This window comes from Bradyrhizobium sp. SYSU BS000235 (assembly GCF_049747295.1).
Classification (GTDB): Bacteria; Pseudomonadota; Alphaproteobacteria; order Rhizobiales; family Xanthobacteraceae; genus Afipia.
The window spans coordinates 3,698,320-3,722,915 of the sequence record NZ_JBMHJM010000001.1; the positions used below are offsets into that span (position 1 = coordinate 3,698,320).

22 protein-coding genes are annotated in these 24,596 nt (G+C 60.2%); 17 read left to right on the forward strand and 5 right to left on the reverse strand.

What is annotated here, in order from left to right:
* The first annotated feature begins 11 nt into the window (after nucleotides 1–11).
* The 8 genes from ACP0KA_RS17230 (at nucleotide 12) to ACP0KA_RS17265 (ending at nucleotide 7,952) form a co-directional block, all read left to right on the forward strand.
* Nucleotides 12–1,262, forward strand: a complete 1,251-nt coding sequence (locus ACP0KA_RS17230) for an ABC transporter substrate-binding protein (protein ID WP_424629954.1) — start codon at nucleotides 12–14, stop codon at nucleotides 1,260–1,262.
* A 51-nt stretch (nucleotides 1,263–1,313) separates the two neighbouring features.
* Complete coding sequence (locus ACP0KA_RS17235; protein WP_424629955.1) at nucleotides 1,314–2,198, forward strand: branched-chain amino acid ABC transporter permease; 885 nt, start codon at nucleotides 1,314–1,316, stop codon at nucleotides 2,196–2,198.
* A gap of 15 nt (nucleotides 2,199–2,213) precedes the next feature.
* Nucleotides 2,214–3,200: a branched-chain amino acid ABC transporter permease gene (locus tag ACP0KA_RS17240; protein WP_424629956.1), complete on the forward strand. Its 987-nt coding sequence runs from the start codon at nucleotides 2,214–2,216 to the stop codon at nucleotides 3,198–3,200.
* Nucleotides 3,197–3,967, forward strand: a complete 771-nt coding sequence (locus tag ACP0KA_RS17245) for an ABC transporter ATP-binding protein (RefSeq protein WP_424629957.1) — start codon at nucleotides 3,197–3,199, stop codon at nucleotides 3,965–3,967. The genes ACP0KA_RS17240 and ACP0KA_RS17245 overlap by 4 nt, the downstream gene beginning before the upstream one ends.
* Before the next feature lie 4 nt (nucleotides 3,968–3,971).
* A complete protein-coding gene (locus tag ACP0KA_RS17250) occupies nucleotides 3,972–4,676 on the forward strand; it encodes an ABC transporter ATP-binding protein (protein ID WP_424629958.1) in 705 nt (234 codons plus the stop codon).
* Nucleotides 4,677–4,905: 229 nt separating this feature from the next.
* Nucleotides 4,906–5,856, forward strand: coding sequence for a cyclase family protein (locus ACP0KA_RS17255; RefSeq protein ID WP_424629959.1), 951 nt, complete (start codon nucleotides 4,906–4,908; stop codon nucleotides 5,854–5,856).
* A gap of 18 nt (nucleotides 5,857–5,874) precedes the next feature.
* Nucleotides 5,875–7,182, forward strand: a complete 1,308-nt coding sequence (hisD, locus tag ACP0KA_RS17260) for a histidinol dehydrogenase (RefSeq protein WP_424629960.1) — start codon at nucleotides 5,875–5,877, stop codon at nucleotides 7,180–7,182.
* Nucleotides 7,179–7,952: an SDR family NAD(P)-dependent oxidoreductase gene (locus tag ACP0KA_RS17265; protein WP_424629961.1), complete on the forward strand. Its 774-nt coding sequence runs from the start codon at nucleotides 7,179–7,181 to the stop codon at nucleotides 7,950–7,952. The genes hisD and ACP0KA_RS17265 overlap by 4 nt, the downstream gene beginning before the upstream one ends.
* A 51-nt stretch (nucleotides 7,953–8,003) precedes the next feature.
* On the opposite strand, the gene ACP0KA_RS17270 is transcribed toward ACP0KA_RS17265, so the two are convergent.
* Entirely contained in the window at nucleotides 8,004–8,882 is an 879-nt protein-coding gene (locus tag ACP0KA_RS17270; RefSeq protein ID WP_424629962.1) for a DMT family transporter, read from the reverse strand.
* A gap of 285 nt (nucleotides 8,883–9,167) precedes the next feature.
* Nucleotides 9,168–10,691 (reverse strand): ABC transporter substrate-binding protein, encoded by a 1,524-nt coding sequence (locus ACP0KA_RS17275; protein WP_424631640.1) that lies wholly within the window; start codon nucleotides 10,689–10,691, stop codon nucleotides 9,168–9,170.
* A gap of 497 nt (nucleotides 10,692–11,188) precedes the next feature.
* Between ACP0KA_RS17275 and ACP0KA_RS17280 the strand changes: the two genes are divergently transcribed.
* The 6 genes from ACP0KA_RS17280 to ACP0KA_RS17305 all read left to right on the forward strand — a co-directional run bounded on the left by ACP0KA_RS17280 (nucleotide 11,189) and on the right by ACP0KA_RS17305 (nucleotide 18,797).
* Entirely contained in the window at nucleotides 11,189–12,319 is a 1,131-nt protein-coding gene (locus ACP0KA_RS17280; RefSeq protein WP_424631641.1) for a M20/M25/M40 family metallo-hydrolase, read from the forward strand.
* A 230-nt stretch (nucleotides 12,320–12,549) separates the two neighbouring features.
* A complete protein-coding gene (locus ACP0KA_RS17285; RefSeq protein WP_424629963.1) occupies nucleotides 12,550–13,491 on the forward strand; it encodes an ABC transporter permease in 942 nt (313 codons plus the stop codon).
* Nucleotides 13,492–13,496: 5 nt separating this feature from the next.
* On the forward strand, nucleotides 13,497–14,384 hold the full coding sequence (locus ACP0KA_RS17290; protein ID WP_424631642.1) for an ABC transporter permease: 888 nt from the start codon (nucleotides 13,497–13,499) through the stop codon (nucleotides 14,382–14,384).
* Between the two features lie 5 nt (nucleotides 14,385–14,389).
* The gene (locus ACP0KA_RS17295; RefSeq protein WP_424631643.1) at nucleotides 14,390–16,066 is read left to right on the forward strand and encodes an ABC transporter ATP-binding protein; all 1,677 of its coding nucleotides are present in this window, start codon (nucleotides 14,390–14,392) and stop codon (nucleotides 16,064–16,066) included.
* Nucleotides 16,067–16,084: 18 nt separating this feature from the next.
* The gene (locus ACP0KA_RS17300) at nucleotides 16,085–17,605 is read left to right on the forward strand and encodes a M81 family metallopeptidase (RefSeq protein ID WP_424629964.1); all 1,521 of its coding nucleotides are present in this window, start codon (nucleotides 16,085–16,087) and stop codon (nucleotides 17,603–17,605) included.
* 25 nt (nucleotides 17,606–17,630) lie between these two features.
* Complete coding sequence (locus ACP0KA_RS17305; protein ID WP_424629965.1) at nucleotides 17,631–18,797, forward strand: M20 aminoacylase family protein; 1,167 nt, start codon at nucleotides 17,631–17,633, stop codon at nucleotides 18,795–18,797.
* Between the two features lie 29 nt (nucleotides 18,798–18,826).
* On the opposite strand, the gene ACP0KA_RS17310 is transcribed toward ACP0KA_RS17305, so the two are convergent.
* From ACP0KA_RS17310 to ACP0KA_RS17320, 3 genes are all read right to left on the reverse strand, one after another.
* On the reverse strand, nucleotides 18,827–19,684 hold the full coding sequence (locus tag ACP0KA_RS17310; RefSeq protein WP_424629966.1) for an alpha/beta hydrolase: 858 nt from the start codon (nucleotides 19,682–19,684) through the stop codon (nucleotides 18,827–18,829).
* A 107-nt stretch (nucleotides 19,685–19,791) separates the two neighbouring features.
* A complete protein-coding gene (locus ACP0KA_RS17315; RefSeq protein WP_424629967.1) occupies nucleotides 19,792–21,027 on the reverse strand; it encodes an MFS transporter in 1,236 nt (411 codons plus the stop codon).
* A gap of 81 nt (nucleotides 21,028–21,108) precedes the next feature.
* Nucleotides 21,109–21,810 (reverse strand): GntR family transcriptional regulator, encoded by a 702-nt coding sequence (locus tag ACP0KA_RS17320; protein WP_424629968.1) that lies wholly within the window; start codon nucleotides 21,808–21,810, stop codon nucleotides 21,109–21,111.
* Nucleotides 21,811–21,992: 182 nt separating this feature from the next.
* Between ACP0KA_RS17320 and ACP0KA_RS17325 the strand changes: the two genes are divergently transcribed.
* The 3 genes from ACP0KA_RS17325 to ACP0KA_RS17335 all read left to right on the forward strand — a co-directional run bounded on the left by ACP0KA_RS17325 (nucleotide 21,993) and on the right by ACP0KA_RS17335 (nucleotide 24,573).
* Entirely contained in the window at nucleotides 21,993–23,075 is a 1,083-nt protein-coding gene (locus ACP0KA_RS17325; protein ID WP_424629969.1) for a tartrate dehydrogenase, read from the forward strand.
* Nucleotides 23,076–23,092: 17 nt separating this feature from the next.
* On the forward strand, nucleotides 23,093–24,082 hold the full coding sequence (locus ACP0KA_RS17330; protein WP_424629970.1) for a tripartite tricarboxylate transporter substrate binding protein BugD: 990 nt from the start codon (nucleotides 23,093–23,095) through the stop codon (nucleotides 24,080–24,082).
* 101 nt (nucleotides 24,083–24,183) lie between these two features.
* Entirely contained in the window at nucleotides 24,184–24,573 is a 390-nt protein-coding gene (locus ACP0KA_RS17335; protein WP_424629971.1) for a carboxymuconolactone decarboxylase family protein, read from the forward strand.
* Nucleotides 24,574–24,596: the final 23 nt, after the last annotated feature.

Below are 24,596 nucleotides of genomic sequence, written 5' to 3' on the forward strand. Positions count from 1 at the left end.
GAGGAAGATGTATGACTAAAAGAAACGGTTCTAAGCTTATCTCGCGCCGCCGCCTGCTGACGACCGCCAGCGCCGGTGCTGTCCTTGCGGCATCGCCGTTCCGCATCAATCTGCTTCAGGCGCAGGAAGCCACCATCAAGGTTGGTTTCCCTGTTCCGCTGACGGGCCCATACGGCACCGAAGCGCAGGATCAGGTGCGCGCTGCGGAAGTCGCGATTGCCGAATTCAACGAAAACGGCGGTTTGAAGGGCCGCAAGGCTGAGCTGCTCGTCCGCGACGACAAGCTCAATCCGGGCGAAGCCGCGACCCGCACGCTTGAACTGATCGAAAAGGAAAAGGTCAGCTTCGTCGTCGGCAGCCTCTCGGCCGCCGTGCAGCTCGCGGTGAACAACATCACCAAAGAGCGCAAGGTCATTTTCAATTCGATCAGCCAGTCCGACACCATCAACGAAGCTTCGGACTTCAGCCGCTACACCTTCCATGAAGCGCTCAACCCGCACCTCACCGCAGGCGCGGTTGGCCGCTACGCTTTCCCGAAGTTCGGCAAGAAGGTTGCGTTCCTCACCGCTGACTACGCCTACGGCCACGAAATGGTCCGCGGCTTCCAGGCGGCAGGCAAGGCCTTCGGCGTAGAAACGCTGGTCGACATCCGTCACCCGCTCGGCATGACTGACTTCTCGGCGCTGTTGCCGCGCATCCAGGCACTCAAGCCGGACATTCTCTGCATCAGCAACTTCGGCCGCGACCAGCAGATCGCGCTGAAGCAGGCCACCGACTTCGGCATGAAGAAGTCGATGAAGATCGTCGCGCCGATCCTGCTCTACACCGGCCGCATCGCAGCCGGCGCGCAGGCGTTCGATGGCGTCATCGGCGGTACCTCGTACTATTGGGGGATGGAAGACAAGGTGGCCTCGGCGAAGGCGTTCAACGACCGCTTCCGCAAGATGCACAACGGCAAGGTTCCGTCGGACTACGGTGCACTCGGCTACGGTGGCGTGCGGACGCTGCTGGAAGGCGCGAAGGCGGCCGGCAGCCTCGACGCGGACAAGGTGATCGAAGCGGTGGAAGCCCTGAAGTACGACTACTACAAGGGCCCGCAGTACTATCGCAAATGCGATCACCAGTCGGTGCAGTCCGTCCTCATCATCGAGTCGAAGGCGACCCCGCAAAAGGGCGATGCCGACGTGTTCAACGTTATCGAGACCGAAGCTCCGAACGACGCCAATCTGCGTTCGTGCGAAGAGCTGGGTCACAAAGCCTAAAGCTGAAAAACGCGCGTCCCTTGCGGACGCGCGTTCCATTTGGAGATATCTATGGCCGGCCTGAGTTTTGATCTTATTGCACTGCAGCTGTTCACGGGGGTGGCGCTTGGTGCGATCTACGTGCTGTTTGCGATCGGCTTGTCGCTGATCTTCGGCATGTTGACCGTGGTGAACTTCGCACACGGTGCGTTTTATATGGTCGGAGCTTACGTCGGCCTTTTCCTCCTTTCTATGGGAGGTAATTTCTGGCTCTGTCTCGTCGGCGTTCCGCTGATCGTCGGCACCATCGGCCTCGTGGTCGAACGATTCCTGATCCGGCCGTTGTATGGACGGGGGATCGACTATCCTTTGCTGCTGACGTTCGGTCTCAGCTACGTGATGGTGGAGCTTGTACGTATCGCATTCGGCAAGACCGGTTATCCGTTCGATACTCCGGAATTGCTGCAAGGTGCCGTCAATATCGGCATCGGTTATTTCCCGCTTTATCGCTTGTTCGTCATCGGCGTGGCGGTGGCGGTGCTTCTCGGGCTCTGGCTGTTCCTTGAGCGCACCAGCTTCGGCCTCATCATCCGCGCCGGCGCCCGCGATCCGCAGATCGTGCGCGTGCTGGGCGTTAACGTTTCGCGGGTCTGGCTGTTCGTTTTCGGAATTGGCACCGGCATCGCGGGATTGGCGGGACTGCTCGCGGCGCCGCTGCAGGGTGTTATTCCGGAGATGGGATCGACCATTTTGGCTGAAGCCTTCGTCGTCACCGTGGTTGGCGGCATGGGTTCGATCGGTGGTGCGGTGATCGCAGGCCTTCTGGTGGGCGTGGTCGTCAGCATGACCTCGCTCTTCGCACCGGAAATGGCCAAGGTTTCAATCTTTGCCTTGATGGCAATTGTTCTCCTCATTCGTCCGCAAGGCTTTTTCGGCCGCGCCGGCCTGATGAGCTGAGGCGAGTATCTGACAATGAACGACGTCTCTCAGACTTTGACGCAGCCCGGCGCCGCGCAGGCCAACTGGTTCGAGTTCGCCAAGCGCCACCGCTCGCTGCTGGCCAGCATTTTTGTGCTGATCTTTCCGCTGATCATGCCATTCACCGCCTTGGCGGTGAACATCCTGATCTATGGGCTCTATGCGCTCGGCTTCAATCTGCTGTTCGGTTATCTGGGCCTGCTGTCGTTTGGGCACGCGGCTCTGTTCGGAACGGGGGCGTATCTCTGCGGCATCGCGATCGTGCACTTCGCGCTGCCATGGTACCTGGCTATCGTCATCGGTGTTCTCGGTGGCATCGTGATGGCCGCAGTCATCGGTGGCCTGGCCATTCGCACCCGCGGCATTTACTTCGCCATGGTGACGATGGCGCTTTCGCAGTGCGTTTACTACTTGTTCTACCAAGCGGTGGACTGGACCGGCGGTGAAAACGGCCTGCGCGGCATCAACGTGCGCGACATCAACATATTCGGGCTGAAGTTCGACTTTATCGACCCGATGACACGTTATTATGTCGTCGCGGCATTCGTCATTCTCGCCTTCTTCGTGCTGTCGCGCATTCTGGCGTCGCCATTCGGCGCCGTGATCGAGGCTGTGCGCGAAAACGAGGCGAGGGCACGAGCGTCAGGTTACAATGTGACGTTGACCCGTCTCGTGACCTTCATTCTGTCAGGCGCATTCTGCGGTCTTGCGGGCGCTCTGGCGGCCTTGCACCTCTCCATCGTTCCAATCGAGATCATGCACTACGAGACGTCGGGTATGGCCGTGATGATGTCACTGTTGGGTGGCATGGGCACGTTCTTCGGTCCGTTCGTCGGCGCTGCGGTGTACCTGCTTTTGGAAAACCTGGTCTCGCTGTGGACCGTGCATTGGCAGTTGATCGTCGGCGCGATCTTCGTGATCTGCGTCCTGTTCTTCCCAGCCGGAATCTGGGGAACCATTTTGAAGCGGATGAAGCAATGACGGCCTCGGCAAATCAGTCCTCGCAGGTGATCCTGCGAACCAACGGCGTGAGCAAGTCGTTCGGCAAGTTCAAGGCTCTGTCCAACGTCTCCGCGGAGTTCAACCGTGGAGCGATCACCTCGATCATTGGCCCGAACGGTGCCGGCAAGAGCACCTATTTCAACGTGTTGTCGGGTGCCTTTGCTCCGTCAGCCGGAAGGGTCGAATTCGAAGGGCGTGACGTGACCAACGTCCCACAGCATCAGTTCGCGCATATGGGCATCGCCAAGTCGTTCCAGATCACGAACGTCTTTCCGCTTCTGACGACGCGGGAAAACGTCCGCGTCGGTCTGCAGGCGTTTGTCTCGCGCTTCGACATGTGGCGCCCGCGCGCGAAGTTACCCGGGCTGGTCGAGAAGGCCGACGAACTGCTTGCGCTGGTCGGTCTTTGGGATCGGCGCGAACGGCTCGCCAAGGAACTGGCGCACGGCGAACAGCGTGCATTGGAAATCGGGATGGCGCTGGCCGCCAACCCTCGGCTGTTGCTGCTGGATGAGCCGACGGCGGGCATGAGCCCCGAAGAGACGCGCGTGATGATGGATCTCATCGTCAAGCTCGCAAAGGAGCGGACCGTCATTCTGGTGGAGCACAAAATGAAACTGGTGATGGGAATCAGTGATCGCATCCTGGTTCTTCATCACGGGGAATTGCTTGCGCAAGGTACACCGGCCGAAGTACGTCAGAACGACCAGGTCAAGCGCGTCTATCTTGGCCAGCGGGAGCATTGAAGCAATGTTGCGCGTCGAAAACCTCAATGCCTGGTACGGTGCCAGCCATGTGCTCCAGGACATCAGCTTCGAAGTCAAACAGGGCGAGATCGTCTGTCTGATCGGCCGCAACGGTGCCGGCAAGACCACGACATTGCGCTCCATCATCGGCCTGCTCGACAAGACGAGCGGGAAGGTGGAGTTCAAAGGACAGCAGGTGCTGGGCCAGCCCGCCCACATTCGCTTTGGTCTCGGACTTGCATACGTGCCCGAAGAGCGCCGCATCGTACAGGGACTGACCGTGCGCGAGAACCTGCGCCTCGGTCTTGTCGCTTCGCCTGACAAGAAGAACGAAGCCCGGTTGATCGATGAGATCGCGGAAATCTTCCCGCGCCTGAAGGAGCGTCTCGATCAGGAAGCGGTCACGATGTCCGGCGGCGAGCAACAGATGCTGGCTATTGCACGCGCCACGATCGCGAAGCCAAGCCTCATCATGCTCGACGAACCGTCGGAAGGCATCATGCCGGTGCTTGTCGATGAAATGTTCGAGCTGTTCCGCAAGATGAAGTCGCAGGGCACGACCATTCTTCTGGTGGAACAGAACGTCGAATTGGCGCTCGGTATCGCCGACCGCGCCTATGTGCTGGATCAGGGCTCTATCGTTCACCATGACACCGCGACCGCGTTGCTTGCCGACGAGGAAGTCAAGGAGCGCTACTGCTCGGTCTGATAAAAAGGGGCGGTTAGTGTCCCGATTCCGAAGTTCGCCTCGTTTCGCATCAGTTTCGTTTGCGAACTTCGGAATCGAAGGACACTAGCGGTTATTAATCTAGTGTGGCTTGGGTTCAGAAGTCCGCATGCCAGACTCGCCGCAGGAATGATGCGGACTTCTGAACCGCCACACTAGCGCCGCCTTGCGCCGTTTAAGTTATCGTTCGATAAATACAGAAGGATCGAAAATGAAAGTCGACAGAGCTGCAATCTATGAGGCCGCCAAGAAGCTCTCCAACTGGGGACGCTGGGGCGCGGATGACCAGATCGGAACGCTCAACAATGTGTCGCCGGAAGACGTCATCAACGCTGGTAAGCTGATCAAGAAGGGCAAGGTGTTCGCCCTCGGCCTCGATCTGAAGCAGCCGATCCAGTCCGGTCTGTTCGGCGGCCGCTGGAATCCGATCCACACCATGCTGGCGACCGGCACCGACGCCGCAGCCGGCAACCAGGACGTTCCATCGCCATATCTGCGTTACGCGGATGATGCGATCAACATGCCTTGCCAGGCATCGACCCAATGGGACGCGCTCTGCCATATCTTCCTCGACGACAAGATGTATAATGGCTACGACGCGAAGCTGGTCGATGCGCGCGGCGCCAAGAAGCTCGGTATCGAGCACGTCCGCAACAAGATGGCCGGCCGCGGTGTCCTCTTGGACATCGCACGCTTCAAGGGCGTCGAGTCGCTCGATGACGGTTACGCGATCACCAATGCCGACCTCGATGCCTGCGCCAAGCAGCAGGGCGTCGAAATCCGCAAGGGCGACTTCGTCATCGTCCGCACCGGCCATCAGGAGCGTTGCCTGAAGAAGAAGGACTGGAGCGGGTATGCCGGCGGCGATGCGCCGGGTCTCGGCTTCGAGACCTGCTACTGGATCCGCGAACACGACATCGCCGCGATCTGCTCGGACACTTGGGGCTGCGAAGTTCGTCCGAACGAAACCAACGAAGCCAACCAGCCATGGCACTGGGTCGTAATTCCTGCAATCGGCATCTCAATGGGTGAAATCTTCTACCTTAAGGAGCTCGCCGAAGACTGCGCCCAGGATAAGGTCTACGAATTCTTCTTTACGGCTCCGCCGCTGCACCTGCCGGGTGCTGCCGGTTCGCCGATCAATCCTCAGGCCATCAAGTAATCGCGGAGAACAACAACAATGGCGAAATTTCTGAAGCGCGGCCGCGACGCCGCACAGCGGGCCGAGGACGACACCAAAGTCCGCAACACAGTGGAAGGCATTCTTGCCGACATTGAAAAGCGCGGCGATGCCGTGGTGCGCGAACTCTCGGTCAAGTTCGACCAGTGGGACCGCAAGGACTATCGGCTCACCGACGCCGAGATCAAGGACTGCGTGTCCCAGCTCTCGCAGCGGAACATCGACGACATCAAGTTCGCGCAGGAGCAGGTGCGTAACTTCGCGCAGCACCAGCGCGAGTCCATGAAGGACATCGAGGTTGAGACGCTGCCGGGCGTCGTGCTCGGCCACAAGAACATTCCGGTCAACTCCGTCGGCTGCTACGTCCCGGGCGGCAAGTATCCGCTGCTCGCGTCGGCGCATATGTCGGTGATCACCGCGAAGGTGGCGGGTGTTCCACGCATCATCACCTGTGCACCTCCGTTCCAGGGCAAGGCGGCCCCGGCCATCGTCGCCGCCCAGCATCTTGCCGGTGCCGACGTGATCTACTGTCTCGGCGGCATCCAGGCGGTCGGCGCGATGGCGCTCGGCACCGAGACGATCGCGCCGGTCGACATGCTTGTCGGCCCGGGCAATGCCTTCGTCGCTGAAGCCAAGCGTCAGCTCTATGGCCGCGTCGGTATCGACCTGTTCGCAGGACCGACCGAAACGCTGGTGATCGCGGACGAGACCGTGGACGGCGAAATGTGTGCGACGGATCTGCTGGGGCAGGCTGAACACGGCGCCAACTCTCCGGCAATCCTGCTGACCAACTCCGAGAAGCTCGCGCGCGACACCATGGCCGAGATCGAGCGGTTGCTGAAGATCCTGCCGACCGGTGCGACCGCCGCCAAGGCGTGGGAAGATTACGGCGAAGTCATCGTCTGCGATTCCGAAGAGGAGATGGTGAAGGAAGCCGACCGCATTGCCTCCGAGCACGTGCAGGTCATGACCCGCGATCCGGATTACTTCTTGAAGAACATGACCAACTACGGTGCATTGTTCCTCGGACCGCGTACAAACGTCGCTTACGGCGACAAGGTCATCGGCACCAACCACACGCTGCCGACCAACAAGGCGGCGCGTTACACCGGCGGTCTCTGGGTCGGCAAGTTCCTCAAGACCGTGACCTATCAGCGCGTGTTGACCGACGAGGCGTCCGCCAAGATCGGTGAATACTGCTCGCGGCTCTGCATGCTCGAAGGTTTCGCCGGCCATGCCGAGCAGGCCAACGTTCGCGTGCGCCGCTATGGTGGACGCAACGTGCCATACGCGAGCGCCGCAGAATGAGCGTACAGCCGCTACCGAAAACGCCGGCCTTCCGGCTCGACGGGCGGCGCGCTCTTGTCACGGGGGCGGGCCGGGGAATCGGTTTCGCCGCCGCGGCGGCGCTGGCGGAGGCGGGGGCGCATGTCACGCTTTGCGCCCGCACGGCCAACGAAATTGAGGAAGGGTCCGCGGCCTTGCGGGCCAAGAACTTCTCGTCCGACACGCTTGCACTCGACGTCACTGACGTCGCGGCGTTCCGCGCGGCGATCGACAGACGCGAAGCTTACGATATCTTCCTCAACAACGCCGGCACCAACAAGCCGAATCCCTTCACCGACGTGCCGGTGGAGGATTTCGATCTGGTCATGAACCTCAACGTTCGCGCGGCTTACTTCGCGGCACAGTCGATCGCCCGGCGGATGATCGCCGCCGGAAAACCCGGATCGATCATTAATATGTCCTCACAGATGGGGCACGTTGGCGGCGTGAACCGGTCGCTCTATTGCGCATCCAAATGGGCGATGGAGGGATTCTCGAAGGCCATGGCGATTGACCTTGCGCCGAAAGGTATCCGCGTCAACACGCTGGCCCCGACTTTCATCGAAACGCCGATGACAAAGCCGTTTTTCGAGAACGTAGCGTTCAAGGAAAGCGTTCTGTCGAAGATCAAGCTCGGGCGTCTTGGCACCGTTGAGGATCTGATGGGGGCGATCGTCTTCCTTGCCAGCGATGCGTCGTCATTGATGACGGGATCGTCGCTGGTGATGGACGGCGGCTGGACCGCCGACTGATAACATTGGAGCTTCGGTTCTGATCGGATCAGAACCGAAGCTCTCAATTTTTCACGCCTTGGCGTTCGCTAGAGGCGTACGCGTTTTCTTCAGGTTGAGCAGGTTGCCGGTCAGGATGAGCGCTGCACCAGCGACGGTGGCGAGGTCGATCCGCTCTGCGTAGAGCAGCCATCCGACTGTCGCGCTCAGCGGAACGCGCAGGAAATCCATCGGCACGACCACGGTGGCATCCGCAAAGCGCATCGCCTGCGCCATGCAATAGTGTGAATAGCTGCCGAAGAATGCAATCACGAGGATCCACGGCCAAAGATGAGCCGAAGGCCAATGCCACGTATAGAGGGCGGGCAGCAGGCCGATAGCCGATTGGATAATCAACATCCAGAACGTGATGGCGACACCGGAGTCGGTTCGGGTCAGTGATTTGATCATAACGACGGATGCGCCGAAGCCGACCGCCACGACGAGCATCAGCAATTGACCTGGATTGACCTGTGCGGTGCCGGGCTGGACGATGATCACCACGCCGACCAATCCAAGAGCGATGGCAAGAATCTTGAACGCATTCAGGCGCTCGCCGATGAAGGAGACCGCAAGCAGAGCGGTCCAGATCGGCATGGTGAATTCGATGGCGACCACCTGCGCGAGCGGAATGAGCGTCAATGCCAGAAACCAGCCGTACTGTGCGGCGTAGTGCACCGTGTTGCGGCTGATATGCAGCAGCGGGCGTGCCGTCTTCATGGCCGCAAAACCGCCATTCCACCGGATCAGCGGGTAGAGCATGACAAGGCCGATAGTCGAGCGCATCTCCATAAGTTGGAAAACAGAGAGCTCACGCGTGATCGCGCGGCCGGCAACCATCAGAACCAGCATCGACAGAAGCCAGCCGGACATCCAGGCAGCCGCCTTCACGTTGGAAGGAGGCAATGTCACGATTTGAGTCAATGGCGCACCTGTAACGTGGCGCACCGTAGAACGGACTGCGCAAACAGCGCGGCGATTGCTCCATCGGAGCAAAGCGGGAGAGCCACGCAGTATCTCGATAGAGCGCTGAACATATCCGTCGCCGATAGTCGGGCCCACATCAGGACCAATGGGTGAACGTTCAGGCCCTTCCGAAACGGAAACAGGCCCCTCATTGCTGAGGGGCCTGCTTACGAAATGTGCATGTTCTCCGCAACCGGAGGTTTTTCGTATCAGCTATCGCTTTTGAAGCGATCAGTCGGCCTTGTCGATGTTCCAGAACACCGGCGTCGCAGGGCCATCCAGCACGCCAGTCAGCTCCTTTCGCCAGGCGGAAGGTGTGACGTACTGACCCAGCGGCAGGTAGAACACCTGATCGTAGGTGTATTTCTGGATTTCGACGGCCAGCTTTTTCTGCTCTTCAGGCGACGTCGAACGGGCAAACGCATCGCGCATCTGCTCCATTTTGGCGTCTTCCGGCCAGCCGAACCAGCCGCCGTTCTTGCCCTTGCCGTTGAGGGTCACGTGAGCGATCGGATTCAGGATTTCCGGTCCGGCCCAGTTCGTGAAGAACATATTCCAGCCGCCGTCCTTCGGTGGCTTCTGGCTCGCGCGACGGGTCACAACAGTTTGCCAATCGGTCGACTGCAGGTCGACCTTGAAGCCGGCCTCGCGCAGCAACTGAGCGGCCACAATCGGTTGAGCCTTGAGGGTGATGACGTCTGTCGGCCCCATGATGACGACGGGCGTGCCATCGTAACCGGATGCGGCCAACAGCTTCTTAGCTTCCGCCATCCCGTTGCCCTTGACCAGCGATTCTGAGCCGACATCAGTTTCGAACGGACCGCCGCAGCCGAAAACCGCGCCGCAAACCTTGTAGTATTTCGGATTGCCGACAAGCGCGTCGAGCACGTCCTTCTGACGCATCGCCATCAGGGCCGCCCGCCGCACCTTCAAATTGTCGAAGGGCGGATAAAGGAAATTCATCCGGCCAAGAGTCTGGTAGCCGAGATCGCTCAGGACCTTGATCTGGATATCTTTGTCATTTTCGAGCATCGGGAGAAGATCGAAAGATGGATGCTCCATGAAGTCGATGTCGCCGGACTGCAGCGCGTTCATTGCGGTTTGCGCATCGGGCATCGTCACCCATTCGACGCGATCGACCTTGACGACCTTACCGCCCGAGGTCCAGTTCGCGGGCTCCTTGCGTGGAACATAGTCCGTGTTCTTGACATAGACGGCTTTCACGCCGGGCTGGAATTCGGACTGCACGAACTTGAATGGACCGGAGCCGATTTGCTCAGGGATAGCTTGGCCTTTAGGCGTTTCTGCGAGACGCTTCGGCATCATGAACGGAACGAGCGACGATGGCTTGCCGATCGATTCCAGAACGAGACCGTAGGGCTCCTTGAGCTTGAGCGTGATGGTCTTCGCATCGGTCGCCACCAGGCTCGCGGTGAAGTCCATGAGCTTCTGGCCCATGCCGTCGCTTGCGCCCCATCGCTTCAGCGAGGCCACGCAGTCTTCCGCGGTGACGGGTTTTCCGTCATGCCATTTCAGACCGTCGCGAAGCGTAAATGTATAAGTGAGTTTGTCGTCGGAGACTTTCCAGTCCGCCATCTGCGGCTGGATCTTGAAGTTGGAGTCGGTGGCCAGCAGCGTGTCGTAAACCATATAGCCATGGTCACGCGTAATGTACGCCGTGGTAATGAGCGGATCGATCACGCGCAGATCGGAGTGCATGACAGCGGTGATCGTCTTGGTCTTGGCCAGCGCCATTGTTGGAAGCACTGCTGCAGCGGCGAGAAGAACGCCGGGCAGAACCCGTTTGAGCAGCGCTGTGGAAGACCATCCACGCGAATTAACCGCCATCATGTCTCTCCTGACTTTAAACCGATCATCACGCGATGATTGCTTGTGCATTCCGATGGATAATTAGGCGTCGTTCGACGAATTAAACCTTTGTGAGCTTGTTGATTTTTGAGAGTTGCATCAAGTGATCGAGCCGTCAACGTGGTTTTCGTTTTGACTTCACGGCCGAACTTGCATCAGATGCGTTGTCCGCATGTCGTGATGCGGTGAGAACAAGAAACGCTAGTGTCCCGATTCCGAAGTTCGCATTATTTTCGCTGCACCTTCGGTTGCGAACTTCGGAATCGAAGGACACTAGCAAATTATTGATCTAGTGTGGCTTTGGTTCAGAAGTCCGCATTCCAGACTCGCTGCACGAACGACGCGGACTTCTGAACCGCCACACTAGGAAGGAATATCCCTTGATCAATGCCGCTTCACTCCCGTTCGACGTTGAAACGATGTTGCAGGGCCTGCGCCCATGGATCGAATGCGAAAGCCCGACATGGGATGCCGCTGCCGTCGATCGCATGCTCGCACTTGCAGCACGCGACATGGCCATCGCAGGAGCCTCGATCGAATTCATTGCAGGTCGCCAGGGCTTCGGCGGGTGTGTCCGCGCGCGGTTTCCTCATCCACGGCAGGGCGAACCCGGCATTCTGATCGCGGGTCATATGGATACGGTGCATCCGGTCGGCACGCTGCAGAAGCTGCCGTGGCGCCGCGAGGGCAACAAGTGCTACGGGCCCGGCATTCTCGACATGAAGGGCGGCAATTTCATTTCGCTCGAAGCCATTCGCCAACTGCAAAAGGCCGCGGTTGCGACGCCGTTGCCGATTACCGTTCTGTTCACGCCGGATGAAGAAGTCGGTACGCCGAGCACCCGCGACATTATCGAAGCTGAAGCCGCGCGTAACAAGTATGTCCTCGTCCCCGAACCTGCCTTCAAGAACGCCGGTGTGACGACCGGCCGCTATGCGATTGCCCGGTTCAATCTGGAAGCGGTCGGCAAGCCGAGCCATGCGGGCGCCACGCTCGCCGCCGGACGATCGGCCATTCGCGAGATGGCGCGGCAGATCCTGACCATCGACGGCATGACCAGCGAAGATTGCACCTTCAGCGTCGGCATCGTTCACGGCGGACAATGGGTGAACTGCGTGTCGTCGGTTTGTCGTGGCGAAGCGCTCAGCATGGCGAAGCGTCAGGAGGATCTCGACCGCGGCGTCGAGCGCATGCTCGCGCTGTCCGGTACCTCCAACGATGTCACGTTCAACGTGACGCGCGGTGTGACGCGTCCGGTGTGGGAGCCGAGCGCCGGCACCATGGCTCTTTATGAGAAGGCACGTGCGATCGGAAAGTCCCTCGGTCTCGACCTGATCCAGGGCAGCTCGGGCGGTGGTTCCGATGGCAACTTCACCGGTGCGATGGGAATCCCGACTCTCGACAGTCTGGGTGTTCGCGGGGCCGACTACCACACGCTCAACGAACACATCGAGGTCGATAGCCTTGTTGAACGTGGCCGCCTGATGGCCGGTCTTCTGGCCACGCTTGATTAAGCTGGCCGATTAAGGGGAAACCAACAAACCGGCCCGCGGGCCGGTCTGTGCGCCGCATGTCTGGCATCTGCGCCCTACGAAATTGGGGCGCTGGCATGGGTTTTGCTCACAATCTGGCGGAGTTCGCAAATTAAGAGCAGGTGCTAAGGTGAGCGAAGACGGGCAGAGTCAAATTCATTGGCCTTGGCTAATAGCTGTTCCTATTGTGGGCGAATAAACGAAGAGGTCCAATGTTCGGATATCTTGTCCGCCGCGTACTTGCAGCCATCCCCGTCATGGGCGTGGTTGCGGTGTTTGTGTTCCTGTTGTTGCGTCTGACACCAGGAGATCCCGCAGCCATTATCGCCGGCGATAATGCGACAGCCGAACAGCTTGAAAAAATACGCATCTCGCTCGGGTTGAACGAGCCGATCTATACCCAGTTCATCACTTGGATCGGCAAGGTGCTGCATGGCGATTTCGGGGCTTCGCTGATTTCCAACGTCCCCGTGATGACCATGATCAGTCACCGCATCGAGCCGACGATCAGCATCGCGCTGTCGACGATTACGCTTGCGATTATCGTCGCGGTGCCGCTCGGCGTCATTGCCGCGTGGAAGCACGGCACCTGGATCGATCGTTTTGTGATGGGCCTTTCGGTTATCGGATTTTCCGTGCCTGTGTTCGTCGTCGGCTATGTCCTGATTCAGGTTTTTGCCATCGATCTGCGATGGGTGCCGGTGCAGGGTTTCCGCAGCATCACGCGCGGGTTTGGGCCGTTCTTCGAGCGCGCGATCCTGCCGACGCTTGCGCTCTCATTCATCTATATCGCGCTGATCGCGCGCATGACGCGGGCGTCAATGCTGGATGTGCTCGGCGAAGACTATGTGCGGACCGCGCGGGCGAAAGGCATCGCGGAGCGTGCGGTACTGTTGAAGCACGCGCTGCGGAATGCAGCCGTTCCGATCATCACGGTGATCGGCACCGGATTCGCACTTTTGATCTCCGGTGTTGTGGTGACGGAGAGTGTCTTCAATTTACCGGGTATCGGGCGATTGACGGTGGATGCGGTGTTGGCGCGTGACTATCCCGTCATTCAAGCGATGATCCTTTTGACGAGCGGGCTTTACGTTGCGATCAATCTCCTGATCGACGTCGCCTATACAATCCTTGATCCGAGGATCCGTTACTGATGGCGATGGAATCCCTTGAACAGTCCGCGATCGCCTTTGAAACCCGGAAACCGGGCTCAAAGCTCAAGCATTTGACGTCCAACCCCATTATTGCCGTCGCGGCCATCTGTCTGGCAGTGGTGATTGCTTCAGCGATCTTCGCACCATGGCTTGCGCCGCATGATCCGCAGCAGCTTGCGCCTGCGTTGCGGCTGAAGCCGCCCAGCGAGACGTTCCCGCTCGGCACGGATGCGTATGGCCGGGATCTGCTGTCCCGCGTTCTCTACGGCGGCCGGATCTCGCTGGTCATTGGTTTAGGGTCTGCCATCATCAGCATCGCGATCGGCTTGCTGATTGGGCTTGTGTCCGGCTTCTTCAAATGGGTCGACGCCATCGTCATGCGGATCATGGATGGTTTGATGGCGATCCCGAGCATCCTGCTTGCGATTGCAGTGGTCTCGCTGTCGGGGGCAAGCCTCAAGACGGTGATGACTGCAATCGTTATTCCGGAGATTCCGCGCGTCGTCCGTCTTGTGCGCTCCGTGGTTCTCTCTGCCCGCGAGGAGCCCTATGTGGAGGCGGCCATCGCCATGGGATCGAGCCTGCCGAAAATCCTGTGGCGCCATGTGATGCCGAACACCATCGCGCCGCTGATCGTGCAGGGGACTTACATCTGCGCGTCGGCGATCTTGATCGAAGCCATTCTGTCGTTCCTTGGCGCAGGCATCAGCCCCGAAATCGCGACGTGGGGCAACATCATGGCTGAGGGCAGGGCTTACTTTCAAATCAAACCGTCTCTGATCTTCTGGCCGGGATTGCTGTTGTCGATTTCCATCCTGTCCATCAACCTGATTGGTGACGCAACACGCGATGCGCTCGATCCGCGCATGAAGCAGCGGGAGAGCGGCAAGTGAGTGAAGTGTCTGGGACGGGGGACGTCGCTCTCGATATCCGCAACCTCGCTGTCGCACTGGGCAAAAAACCCGGCAGCCGGCGCATTCTCGACGATATTTCGCTGCAGGTGCGCGCCGGCGAGACGGTTTGCCTCGTCGGTGAAAGCGGATCGGGCAAGTCCGTCACCTCTCTGACCACGATGGGTCTGCTGCCGAAGAAAACGCTGTTTCCCGTCGGTGGCAGTATCAAGCTCGCGGGCGAGGAAATTCTCACCGCGAGCGACCGGCGTCTGCGTCATCTGCGCGCGACCACCATGGCGATGATCTTTCAGGAGCCGATGACGGCGCTGAATCCCGTCGTCCACGTCGGCCGCCAGATCGATGAAGTCCTGCGGACGCACACCTCGTTCGGTGCGCGGGAGAGGCGGCGCCGCATTCTGGACATGATGGAGCAGGTGCATTTGCCGGATGTGGAGCGCATCTTTGCATCCTATCCGCATCGGCTGTCCGGCGGTCAGCGCCAGCGCATCATGATTGCGATGGCGCTGATCCTGGAACCCAAGCTGCTCATCGCGGACGAGCCGACGACGGCGTTGGACGTGACGACGCAAAAGCAGATCCTGTCGCTGATCCGCGATCTGCAAAAGGATCACGGCACGGCAGTGCTCTTCATCACCCACGATATGGGCGTGGTTGCCGAGATTGCCGATCAGGTCGCGGTGATGCGGCACGGGCACATTGTCGAAAGCGGGACGCTCAAAGCGATCCTGGAAAAGCCGGCGCAGGATTACACGCGCAATCTCTTGTCCTCAGTGCCGAGTCTCGTTCCGCGTCCGCCGCGTCCGGAAGCCGATGCACCGGTGGTGCTGGATACGACCGAACTCGGGATGGTCTATCGCGAGAAGTCCATGTTCGGCGGCGGTCGTGAGGTCAAGGCGGCACAAGACGTGACGCTGACACTTCGCAAGGGGCGGACGCTGGGTATTGTCGGCGAAAGCGGTTCGGGTAAGTCGACCGTCGCGCGCTGCATCGTCCGGCTGATCGATCCGACATCGGGCGCGGTCCGGCTGATGGGACATGAAATCTCGTTCCTGTCACGCCGTTTGCTGCAGCCGCATCGCAAGCGCATCCAGATGATCTTCCAGGATCCGTATCGCTCGCTCAATCCACGCGTGACGGTCGGCGAAACCATCGCGGAAGGGCCGATCAATTTCGGCACGCCGCGCAAGGATGCGCTGAAGCGGGCCGGGGAGTTGCTCGAATTGGTCGATCTGCCGGCCGATGCCGTGTCGCGCTATCCGCACCAGTTCTCCGGCGGACAACGGCAGCGCATCGCCATTGCGCGCGCGCTGGCGATGGACCCGGACGTGCTGGTGGCTGACGAGGCCGTATCCGCACTCGACGTGTCCGTCCAGGCGCAGGTGCTTGATCTGTTGGACGATGTGCAGAAGCGTCTGGGCATCGCCATTCTGTTCATCACCCATGATCTGCGTGTGGCAGCGCAGATCTGTGACGACGTCATGGTGATGCAACATGGCAAGATCGTCGAACAGGGGCCAGCGGCGGCTATTCTGACCAATCCGCAGCAGGCCTATACGCGACAATTGTTGGAAGCAGCTCCCGGCAGGGACTGGGACTTTGCCAATTTCCGGCCTATTGTCGGCGCTTCCCTGCCGCAAGAACCATCTGCTCCCACGATGTGAATTCAGGCAAATAGAACGATGACCCGCATCGCTATTGGTGGATTTCTCCACGAGACCAATACATTTGCGCCGACGAAGGCGACGTACCAGGATTTCGTAAACGGCGGCGGCTGGCCCGCGATGTCCAGGGGCCCGGAGCTGCTCAAGGCGACGCACAATATCAATGTCGGCATGTCCGGCTTTGTCGCCGAGGCTGAGAAGGCCGGCTGGGAGCTGGTGCCGACCGTTTGGTGCGGTGCAAGTCCTTCGGCGCATGTGCGTGAAGACGCCTATGAGCGTGTCGCGGCGATGATTGTCGATGGCATTGCTGCGGCAGGCGATCTCGACGGCGTCTATCTCGATCTGCATGGCGCGATGGTGACTGAACATCTCGACGACGGCGAGGGCGAAATTCTGGCGCGGGTGCGCCGGGTCATCGGCAAGGATCTGCCGCTGGTGATCAGTCTCGATCTCCACGCCAACGTCACGCCGGCCATGATGGAGCACGCGGATGCGCTGATCGCCTACCGCACCTATCCACATATCGACATGGCCGACACCGGCCGCGCGGCTGCGCGCCATATGGGGTTATTGTTGGGATCGCATCAGCGTTTTGCGAAAGCTTTCCGGCAACTGCCGTTCCTGATTCCGATCAGCTGGCAATGCACCGACATCGAGCCCTGCAAGAGCATCTACCTCAAGCTGGCAGCGCTTGAGTCCGATGATGTGCCGACGCTCTCTTTCGCGCCGGGCTTTCCAGCGGCGGACTTCCCTGATTGCGCACCAGCGATCTTCGCGTACGGAAAAACGCAGGCAGATGCTGATGCGGCGGCCAACACGATTGCAGCGCTCATTGCGTCCCATGAGACGGAATTCGACGGGCGGATTTTTACGCCGGATGAAGGCGTGCGCCACGCCATGAGTGTTGCGGCGCGTGCAACCAAGCCTGTCGTCATTGCCGACACGCAGGACAATCCCGGCGCGGGCGGCGATTCGGATACCACCGGCATGCTGCGCGCGTTGCTTGCCAACGGCGCGACGAAAGCTGCGATCGGCGTCATCGTCGATCCGGTATCGGCGGATGCCGCACACGCGGCGGGGCAGGGTAAGACGATCACGCTCGCATTGGGCGGAAAGTCCGGCATTCCGGGCGATGCGCCGTTTCAAGGTGACTTCGTTGTCGAAACCCTGTCGGATGGCCGCTTCATTGCACCGGGGCCTTATTTCGGCGGCAGCCAGATGGATCTCGGTCCGTCGGCGTGCCTGCGCATTGGTGATGTTCGGGTTGTCGTCGGATCGCGCAAGGCGCAACTTGCCGATCAGGCGATGTTCCGTTTCGTCGGGATCGAGCCGACCGAGCAATCGATCCTCGTCAACAAGAGCTCGGTGCATTTCCGGGCCGACTTTGATCCGATCGCGGAGGAGATCATCGTCTGCGCCGCGCCCGGAGCGATGCCGGCCGACACCGCGGCTTTGCCGTGGACGCGGCTACGCGCGGATATGCGTATCAAGCCGAATGGTCCGACATTCGGTGACTTCAGCAAACCCTCAAAAACTTGAAACTCAAAACTGGATTGCTTAACCCATGCCCAATATCGAATTGATCGACAGCTACGCCGACGAACTCACCGCCATTCGCCGTGACATTCACGCGCATCCTGAGATCGGTTTCGAAGAACATCGGACATCGGGCATCGTGGCCGAGAAGCTTCAGCAGTGGGGCATTGAGGTGCATCGCGGTCTCGGCGGCACCGGTGTTGTCGGCCTGTTGAAGGGCAAGGGCAACGGCACCAAGCGCGTCGGCCTTCGCGCCGACATGGACGCGCTGCCGATGGAAGAGAATACCAACGTGAAATGGCGCTCGACGATTCCGAACCGCTTCCATGGTTGCGGCCATGACGGCCACACCACCATTCTGCTCGGCACCGCGCGTTATCTGGCCGAAACGCGCAATTTCGACGGAACCGTCGCCTTCATCTTCCAGCCGGCGGAAGAAGGTCTCGGCGGCGCCCGCGCCATGCTGAAGGATGGTTTGTTCGAAAAGTTTCCCTGCGATGAAGTGTACGGAATGCACAACGCGCCAGATCTCGATCCTCGTCAGGTTGCGATCTTTCCGGGGCCCGGCATGGCGGGTGCGGATTTCTTCGACATCACCATCACGGGCTATGGCAGCCACGGCGCGATGCCGGAGCGGTCAAAGGACCCGGTTGTGATCGCCATGACGCTGGGGCAAGCGCTGCAGTCGATCGTCAGCCGCAACGTCGATCCGCTGCAGTCGGCGGTGCTGTCGATCACGCAGATCCACGCGGGCTCCGCCTACAACGTGATTCCCAACGAGGCGAAGCTCGCGGGCACCGTGCGTGCGTTCTCGGATCAGGTGCGCAATCAGATCCGTGATCGCATGCGCACCATCGCTGCGGGGATCGCGGCGGCATTCCAGGTCGAAATCAATGTCGATATCCGCGACATCTTCTCGGTGCTGATCAATCACGAAGAGCATTCGGCCGCGGTGGCCGATGTCGCGCGCGAGATCGTCGGCAACGAGAACGTGCTGACCGCCTCGCGGCCCAAGATGGGCAGCGAGGATTTCGCCGACATGCTGCTTGCCGTGCCGGGCGCTTATCTCTGGCTCGGTCACGAAGGCTCCGTGCCTGTGCACAATCCGGGCTTCATTCTCGACGATGCCATCTTGCCGGTGGGCGCCAGCCTGTTCTCGCGGATCATCGAGACCCGGCTGCCGCTCGTGGCTTGATCGATTAACGCTAAACCCGGCGCTCGCGATCAGCGGGCGCCGGTGACCTGTTCCGCCAACTGCCGCGCCAGCGTCGTCATCCGGCCCGACGGTGAACTCAGCGTTTCCATGATCGTGAAGTGGTTCGCGCCCGGGATCTCCTCATAGACGACCGGCAGACCATGCCGGGCGCGATGGGCCGCAAAGTCCGCGGACTGTTTTCGCAGCAGAGGCAGTTCTCCACTTCCAACAACGATAGCGACAGGCTTGTTCGCGCCGCCCGGCTGTTTCATGGGCGAATTACGGTCCGCCATGGCTTTGTCGAGGCGAAGTTTCTCGTTGAGATAAGTGTATTGGATCGGCTCCAGATCGTAGATGCCGCTGATCAGGAGCCCGGCCTTGATGCGTGGATGGGCCAGCATCATGGACGACAGATGTCCGCCGGCCGACCAGCCTGACACGATCATCCGGTCGGGGTCGCCGCCGAGAGCAGTCAGTTCAGTGGCGAGATAATCGATGCTGGTGCGAACTTCGCTGACGATGTCGTCAAGTGTGGCATCGGGGGCAAGAGTATAGCCAACGAAGGCGACATTGATGCCGTGTGCCATCGGGCCTGCGGCGCAGAAGGTGAAAGTCTCTTTCGCGCGCGCCTGCCAGTAACCTCCATGAATAAAGACGAGCGTGGGGCCTTTGGCGCCGGCATTTAGAAAGTCGATGCGGTTGCGCTCGCGTGGGCCGTAGCGAAGATCGAGATGTTGCGGATAGGCCGCCCGCACCTCGGCCGACTGCAATTCCCACCCGGCCAGCATCGCGGGGGAATCCTTGACCGCAAGACTGTTGTTGAAACCGGCGTCGCGATCGTCCTGGGAGAGAGAGCGCCAGTCCGGCGCGTCGATGGGCGCACTCATGAGATCGCTCCAAGCAAGCGTGTGACTTTGTCGGATGATCGCAGTTGCCGCACCTCGCCGCAACGGGTGTCCGATCCCGAAGTTCACCCGATTTTTCCAGCGTGTGTCTACTCGCGCAGCGCAGGGATCACCAGAAACGGGATCATGCCCAGGATGACGCTGACCAGCGAAAAGGTCAGCAGGGCGTCGTAGCTGCCGGTGAGATCATGGATCAGGCCGCCGCACCACGAGCCCAGAGCCGTGCCCAGCCCGCTGCCGATCATGATCGTTCCGAAAATAGTGCCGACGCGCTTGCCGCGAAAGATCTTCATGGCGGTTGCGCTGATCAGCGGACCACGGGAACCGAGCATGCTGCCGAAGCAGACGACGAAGCCGGTCAGCAGCCAGATGTTGGGATGCCGCTGCAGCAGCCAGAGCAGGCCGATGCCGATGATCGAGATGGCATAGCTCAGCAACACCGAACGCCGCCGTCCGATCACGCCATCGAGCCAGGTGACGGAGAGCATGCCGAACAGAACGACAACCCCGCTGAAGCCCCACGCGGTCGCCGCTTGAAGGGGCTCGAACCCGGCGTCCACCAGATAGGCGACAACCTGCGTGGAAATGGAGAACATGCCAACGGAGGTGAAGAAGAATGTCGAGAACAGCGCCCAGAAGGCGTGATGGCGCATGGCGCCGAGCAGCGTCCAGCCTTCGTCGATCAGGTCCTCGGCCACGGTCCTGCGGAGGGTTGGCGACCCGGCGGAGAACAGTTTCCAGGGCAACAGCAGCAGCGGCACCAGTAAGACCAATGTCGTGCAGCCGAAGATTTCGTAGACTTTCTGCCAGCCCAGTCTATCGATCAGCCATTGTGACAGCGGCAACAGGATCAGGACGCCGGCGCCCATGGCTGAATAGACCACGGCCATGGCGGTCGAGAGTTTAGGGCCGAACCAGCGGCCGAGCATGATCGAATTGGATACGTTGCCGAGACAGGCTGCCCCCAATCCGACGCAAATCCCGAGGCTCACCTGAAACTGCCAGAGCCTTTGCGAGTAGGAGGCGGCGAGAAAGGCGCTGCCCAGCAGGAACAGTCCCAATGCATAAACAATGCGTGGGCCGGCATGATCGAACAGCCGCCCGACGAACGGGGCGGCAAGTCCGGTGGTCAGCGCGGCCAGGGAGTAGATCGAAATGACCTGGGCGCGATCCCAGCCGAACCCCTGCGAGATTGGCAGGAGAAATACCGTGAAGGTTTCATTTAAGCCCCGCCCGAGCATGGCGAACACGAAGCATATAGCGAGCACGTAAAGCGCAATGGTGACGTGCTTTTTCGCGTAGCTCTCTTGGGACATCTGATCCATAAGATCATGAACCCCAATTCCGATGCAAAGAGCAGGTGCAGTTTGCGAATGCGCCTATGCAGTCAGGTCGGGCTCGTGCCGTCAGAGATGCTTCATGCCGAATTGCTCCAGCAGGGGCAGCAGTTCGTCGCGGGCTCGCCGCCTGTGGAGTTGGGCATGGTTGCATGCCAGCGCCGCGTCGCCGCTCTTGATGGCTCCGACGATCGATTGATGTTCCTTGATGGATTTGGTCGGCTTGGCCCGCAGCCGGAGCGTCATCATGCGCGCGCGGTGGGACTGGTCCATGATGGTGTGGACGAGCCGGGCGAGGCGCGCATTGCCGCTGCGGTCGATCAGAAGCCGATGGAAGCGGTCATCGGCGCGCGCCCAGACGTCGAGTTCCTCACGCTGCAGGGCTGTCTTCATCTCGGCATTGATGGCTTCGAGTTCGGCAACGATCGGACGCCGCATGTGCGTGTCCATTGCCGCGATCAACTCGGCGGCCATGCCCTCGAGCGCGATGATGACGTCATAGACCTCGCGCATGTCGTCCGGCGACAACGCGAGCACGACGACGCCGCGCTTGGGGAGAATGCGGACCAGCCCTTCTTCCTGCAGCCGGATCAGCGCCTCGTGAACCGGGGTCCGGCTCATGCCGAGCCGCAGCGCGATTTCCTGTTCCGATCCCTGATAGCCGGGCGCAAAAACATTGTCGCGAATGGCGTCCTTCATCGCCCGATAGGCATCGGACACGAGCGAAGGAGTCTTGGGGATCAGCGAATCCGGCGATTTCAAGCGATTCATGCCTCACTCCTACCCGGATGCCGTCAAAGCGTAAATCGCCTGCGCGAGCCCTCGGGCGCTTGACATCCGTACATGCTTCCATGGAAGATCGCGCGCATCAAGGCCGCTGAGGCGGGATCGGGCAAAACCCGTTCTGCCTGACCGCGGGATTTCTGCTCTTTCGACTGATCGGACGGTTCAACGTGAAAACCTATCGAATTGCGGCCATTCCCGGCGATGGCATTGGCTCAGAAGTCATCTCCGCAGGCGTGGAGGCGCTGACCGCCTGCGCCAAGCGCGATGGCGGATTTGCCTTTACCTTCGACCATTTCGATTGGGGATCAGAGCGCTACAAGAAGACCGGTGCGTTCATGCCCGAGAATGGCCGCGACCTGATCAGGAACCACGACGCGATTCTGTTCGGCTCGGCCGGTGCGCCCGATGTGCCGGACCATGTGACGCTGTGGGGATTGCGGCTCGCGATCTGCCAGCCGTTCGACCAGTACGCCAATGTGCGCCCGACGCGCATCCTGCCGGGCATCACTAGCCCGCTTCGTAATGTCTCGGGTCCCGAACTCGACTGGGTCATCGTGCGCGAGAATTCGGAAGGCGAATATGCCGGCGTCGGTGGCCGGGTGCATCGCGGATTGCCCGAAGAGGTTGCGACCGATGTCTCGATGTTTACGCGGGCAGGCGTCGCGCGCGTCATGCGCTTCGCGTTCGGTTTGGCACGTTCGCGTCCACGCAAGTTCCTGACCGTTGTCACCAAGTCCAATGCACAACGGCATGCCATGGTGATGTGGGACGAGATCGCGGCTGAAGTGGCCACCGAATTCCCGGACGTCACCTGGGACAAGATGCTGGTCGACGCCATGACCATGCGCATGACGCTCAAGCCCGAGACGCTGGACACGATCGTCGCCACCAATCTGCATGCCGACATCCTGTCGGATCTTGCTGCGGCATTGGCCGGTTCGCTGGGCATTGCGCCGACCGCCAATCTCAATCCCGAGCGGCAGTTTCCGTCGATGTTCGAGCCGATCCATGGCTCGGCCTTCGACATCATCGGCAAGGGCATTGCCAATCCGATCGGCACATTCTGGTCGAGCGTGATGATGCTGGAACATCTCGGCGAAAAATCCGCCGCCAACCGCCTGATGCGCGTCATCGAACGCGTGACGGCGGACAAATCCCTGCACACGCCGGATCTCGGCGGCAAGGCGCGAACGGCAGACGTCACAAAGGCGGTGTGCGACGCGTTGGCTGGAGACAACCAAGAAAACTAGTTCGGAGGAGGAACGTGATGCGGAAGTGGTTTGTCGGACTCTCACTGACTGTTGCGGCAACGTTGTTATCCGTTGCCAATATCAAGCCGGCAACGGCGGATGACTTCCCGTCGCGTCCTATCACGCTGATCGTGCCGGCTGCCGCCGGTGGACCGACAGACGCCGTGTCCCGCCTGATTGCGGAATCGATGGGACGGACACTCGGCCAGCAGATCGTGGTCGAAAACGTCGGTGGTGCGGGCGGAACGATTGGCATGACGCGCGTCGCGAAGTCGCCAGCCGACGGCTACATGGTGACGGTCTGGCATATCGCGCAGGCGACCGCGCCGTCGCTCTATAATAATCTGCAATACGATGTGATCAGCGATTTCGATTCCATCGGCCGCATCGCCGATGTGCCGATGACGGTGGTCGGCAAGGCTGCCCTTGAAGTCAAGGACGCCAAGGAGCTGATTGCCTGGATCAAGCAGAAAAAGAACGACGTCACCTATGCGCATGCCGGCATCGGCTCGGCCTCGCATCTCTGCGCGCTGATGTTCATGAGCGCCATCGATACCCAGATGACCGGATTGTCGTATCGCGGCACTGGACCGGCAATGACGGACCTTCTCGGTGGTCAATTCGATGTGATGTGCGACCAGACCACGACCACCACGTCGCAGATCAAGGAAAGCAAGATCAAAGGCTATGCGGCGACGACGAAGGAGCGCCTCAAGGTGCTACCCAATTTGCCGACGCTCGATGAAGTCGGCCTGAAGGGCTTCGAAGTGACAGCCTGGCATGCCATGTGGGCGCCGAAAGGATTGCCGCCGGACGTCCACAAGAAGCTGAGCAATGCCCTGCAGGCTGCGTTGAAGGACCCAAAGGTGATCGAGCGTCTGGCGGCGCTTGGTACCGAACCGGTCAAACCGGAGCAGGCGACGCCGGAAGCACTTGCGGCGCATCTCAAGGCCGAAGTGGCCAAATGGGCACCGGTGATCAAGGCGGCGGGTGTCAAGGCAAACTGAGTTGTCATCCAGCAGATCAGCTAGCCGCACCCGCAATTGTCGGGTATGCGGACGGTGTTAAGGTACGGCCCGTCAACAGGGCTCAATGTTTGGAGAACGTCATGAGCGGCGAAAGCGAACAATTTAAAAAAGGTCTGGCTGTCCGACGGGACGTTCTGGGCGCGGAATACGTCGACGGCAGCATCGCCAAGGCCGACGATTTCATGATGGCGTTCCAGAACATCACCACCGAGTGGTGCTGGGGCTATGCCTGGACGCGTCCGGGTCTCGATCTCAAAACGCGCAGCATGCTCAATCTCGCCATGCTGACCGCACTGAGCAAGCCGTCCGAGCTGCGCCTGCACGTCAAGGGCGCTCTGAAGAACGGTGTCACGGTGGAAGAGATCAAGGAAATCCTGCTGCACGCCACCGTGTACAGCGGCATTCCGTCGGGTCTCGAAGCCTTCAAGGCTGCGCACGAAGTGCTGAAGGCCGAAGGCGCCCTGAAGTAAGAGCTGCTTGAGATTATAAAGGC

Coding starts and splice junctions, on each gene's coding strand:
- ACP0KA_RS17230 (WP_424629954.1), top strand. CDS start 12: ATGACTAAAAGAAACGGTTCTAAGCTTATCTCGCGCCGCCGCCTGCTG.
- ACP0KA_RS17235 (WP_424629955.1), top strand. CDS start 1,314: ATGGCCGGCCTGAGTTTTGATCTTATTGCACTGCAGCTGTTCACGGGG.
- ACP0KA_RS17240 (WP_424629956.1), top strand. CDS start 2,214: ATGAACGACGTCTCTCAGACTTTGACGCAGCCCGGCGCCGCGCAGGCC.
- ACP0KA_RS17245 (WP_424629957.1), top strand. CDS start 3,197: ATGACGGCCTCGGCAAATCAGTCCTCGCAGGTGATCCTGCGAACCAAC.
- ACP0KA_RS17250 (WP_424629958.1), top strand. CDS start 3,972: ATGTTGCGCGTCGAAAACCTCAATGCCTGGTACGGTGCCAGCCATGTG.
- ACP0KA_RS17255 (WP_424629959.1), top strand. CDS start 4,906: ATGAAAGTCGACAGAGCTGCAATCTATGAGGCCGCCAAGAAGCTCTCC.
- hisD (WP_424629960.1), top strand. CDS start 5,875: ATGGCGAAATTTCTGAAGCGCGGCCGCGACGCCGCACAGCGGGCCGAG.
- ACP0KA_RS17265 (WP_424629961.1), top strand. CDS start 7,179: ATGAGCGTACAGCCGCTACCGAAAACGCCGGCCTTCCGGCTCGACGGG.
- ACP0KA_RS17275 (WP_424631640.1), bottom strand. CDS start 10,691: ATGGCGCTGGCCAAGACCAAGACGATCACCGCTGTCATGCACTCCGAT.
- ACP0KA_RS17285 (WP_424629963.1), top strand. CDS start 12,550: ATGTTCGGATATCTTGTCCGCCGCGTACTTGCAGCCATCCCCGTCATG.
- ACP0KA_RS17290 (WP_424631642.1), top strand. CDS start 13,497: ATGGAATCCCTTGAACAGTCCGCGATCGCCTTTGAAACCCGGAAACCG.
- ACP0KA_RS17300 (WP_424629964.1), top strand. CDS start 16,085: ATGACCCGCATCGCTATTGGTGGATTTCTCCACGAGACCAATACATTT.
- ACP0KA_RS17305 (WP_424629965.1), top strand. CDS start 17,631: ATGCCCAATATCGAATTGATCGACAGCTACGCCGACGAACTCACCGCC.
- ACP0KA_RS17310 (WP_424629966.1), bottom strand. CDS start 19,684: ATGAGTGCGCCCATCGACGCGCCGGACTGGCGCTCTCTCTCCCAGGAC.
- ACP0KA_RS17315 (WP_424629967.1), bottom strand. CDS start 21,027: ATGGATCAGATGTCCCAAGAGAGCTACGCGAAAAAGCACGTCACCATT.
- ACP0KA_RS17320 (WP_424629968.1), bottom strand. CDS start 21,810: ATGAATCGCTTGAAATCGCCGGATTCGCTGATCCCCAAGACTCCTTCG.
- ACP0KA_RS17330 (WP_424629970.1), top strand. CDS start 23,093: ATGCGGAAGTGGTTTGTCGGACTCTCACTGACTGTTGCGGCAACGTTG.
- ACP0KA_RS17335 (WP_424629971.1), top strand. CDS start 24,184: ATGAGCGGCGAAAGCGAACAATTTAAAAAAGGTCTGGCTGTCCGACGG.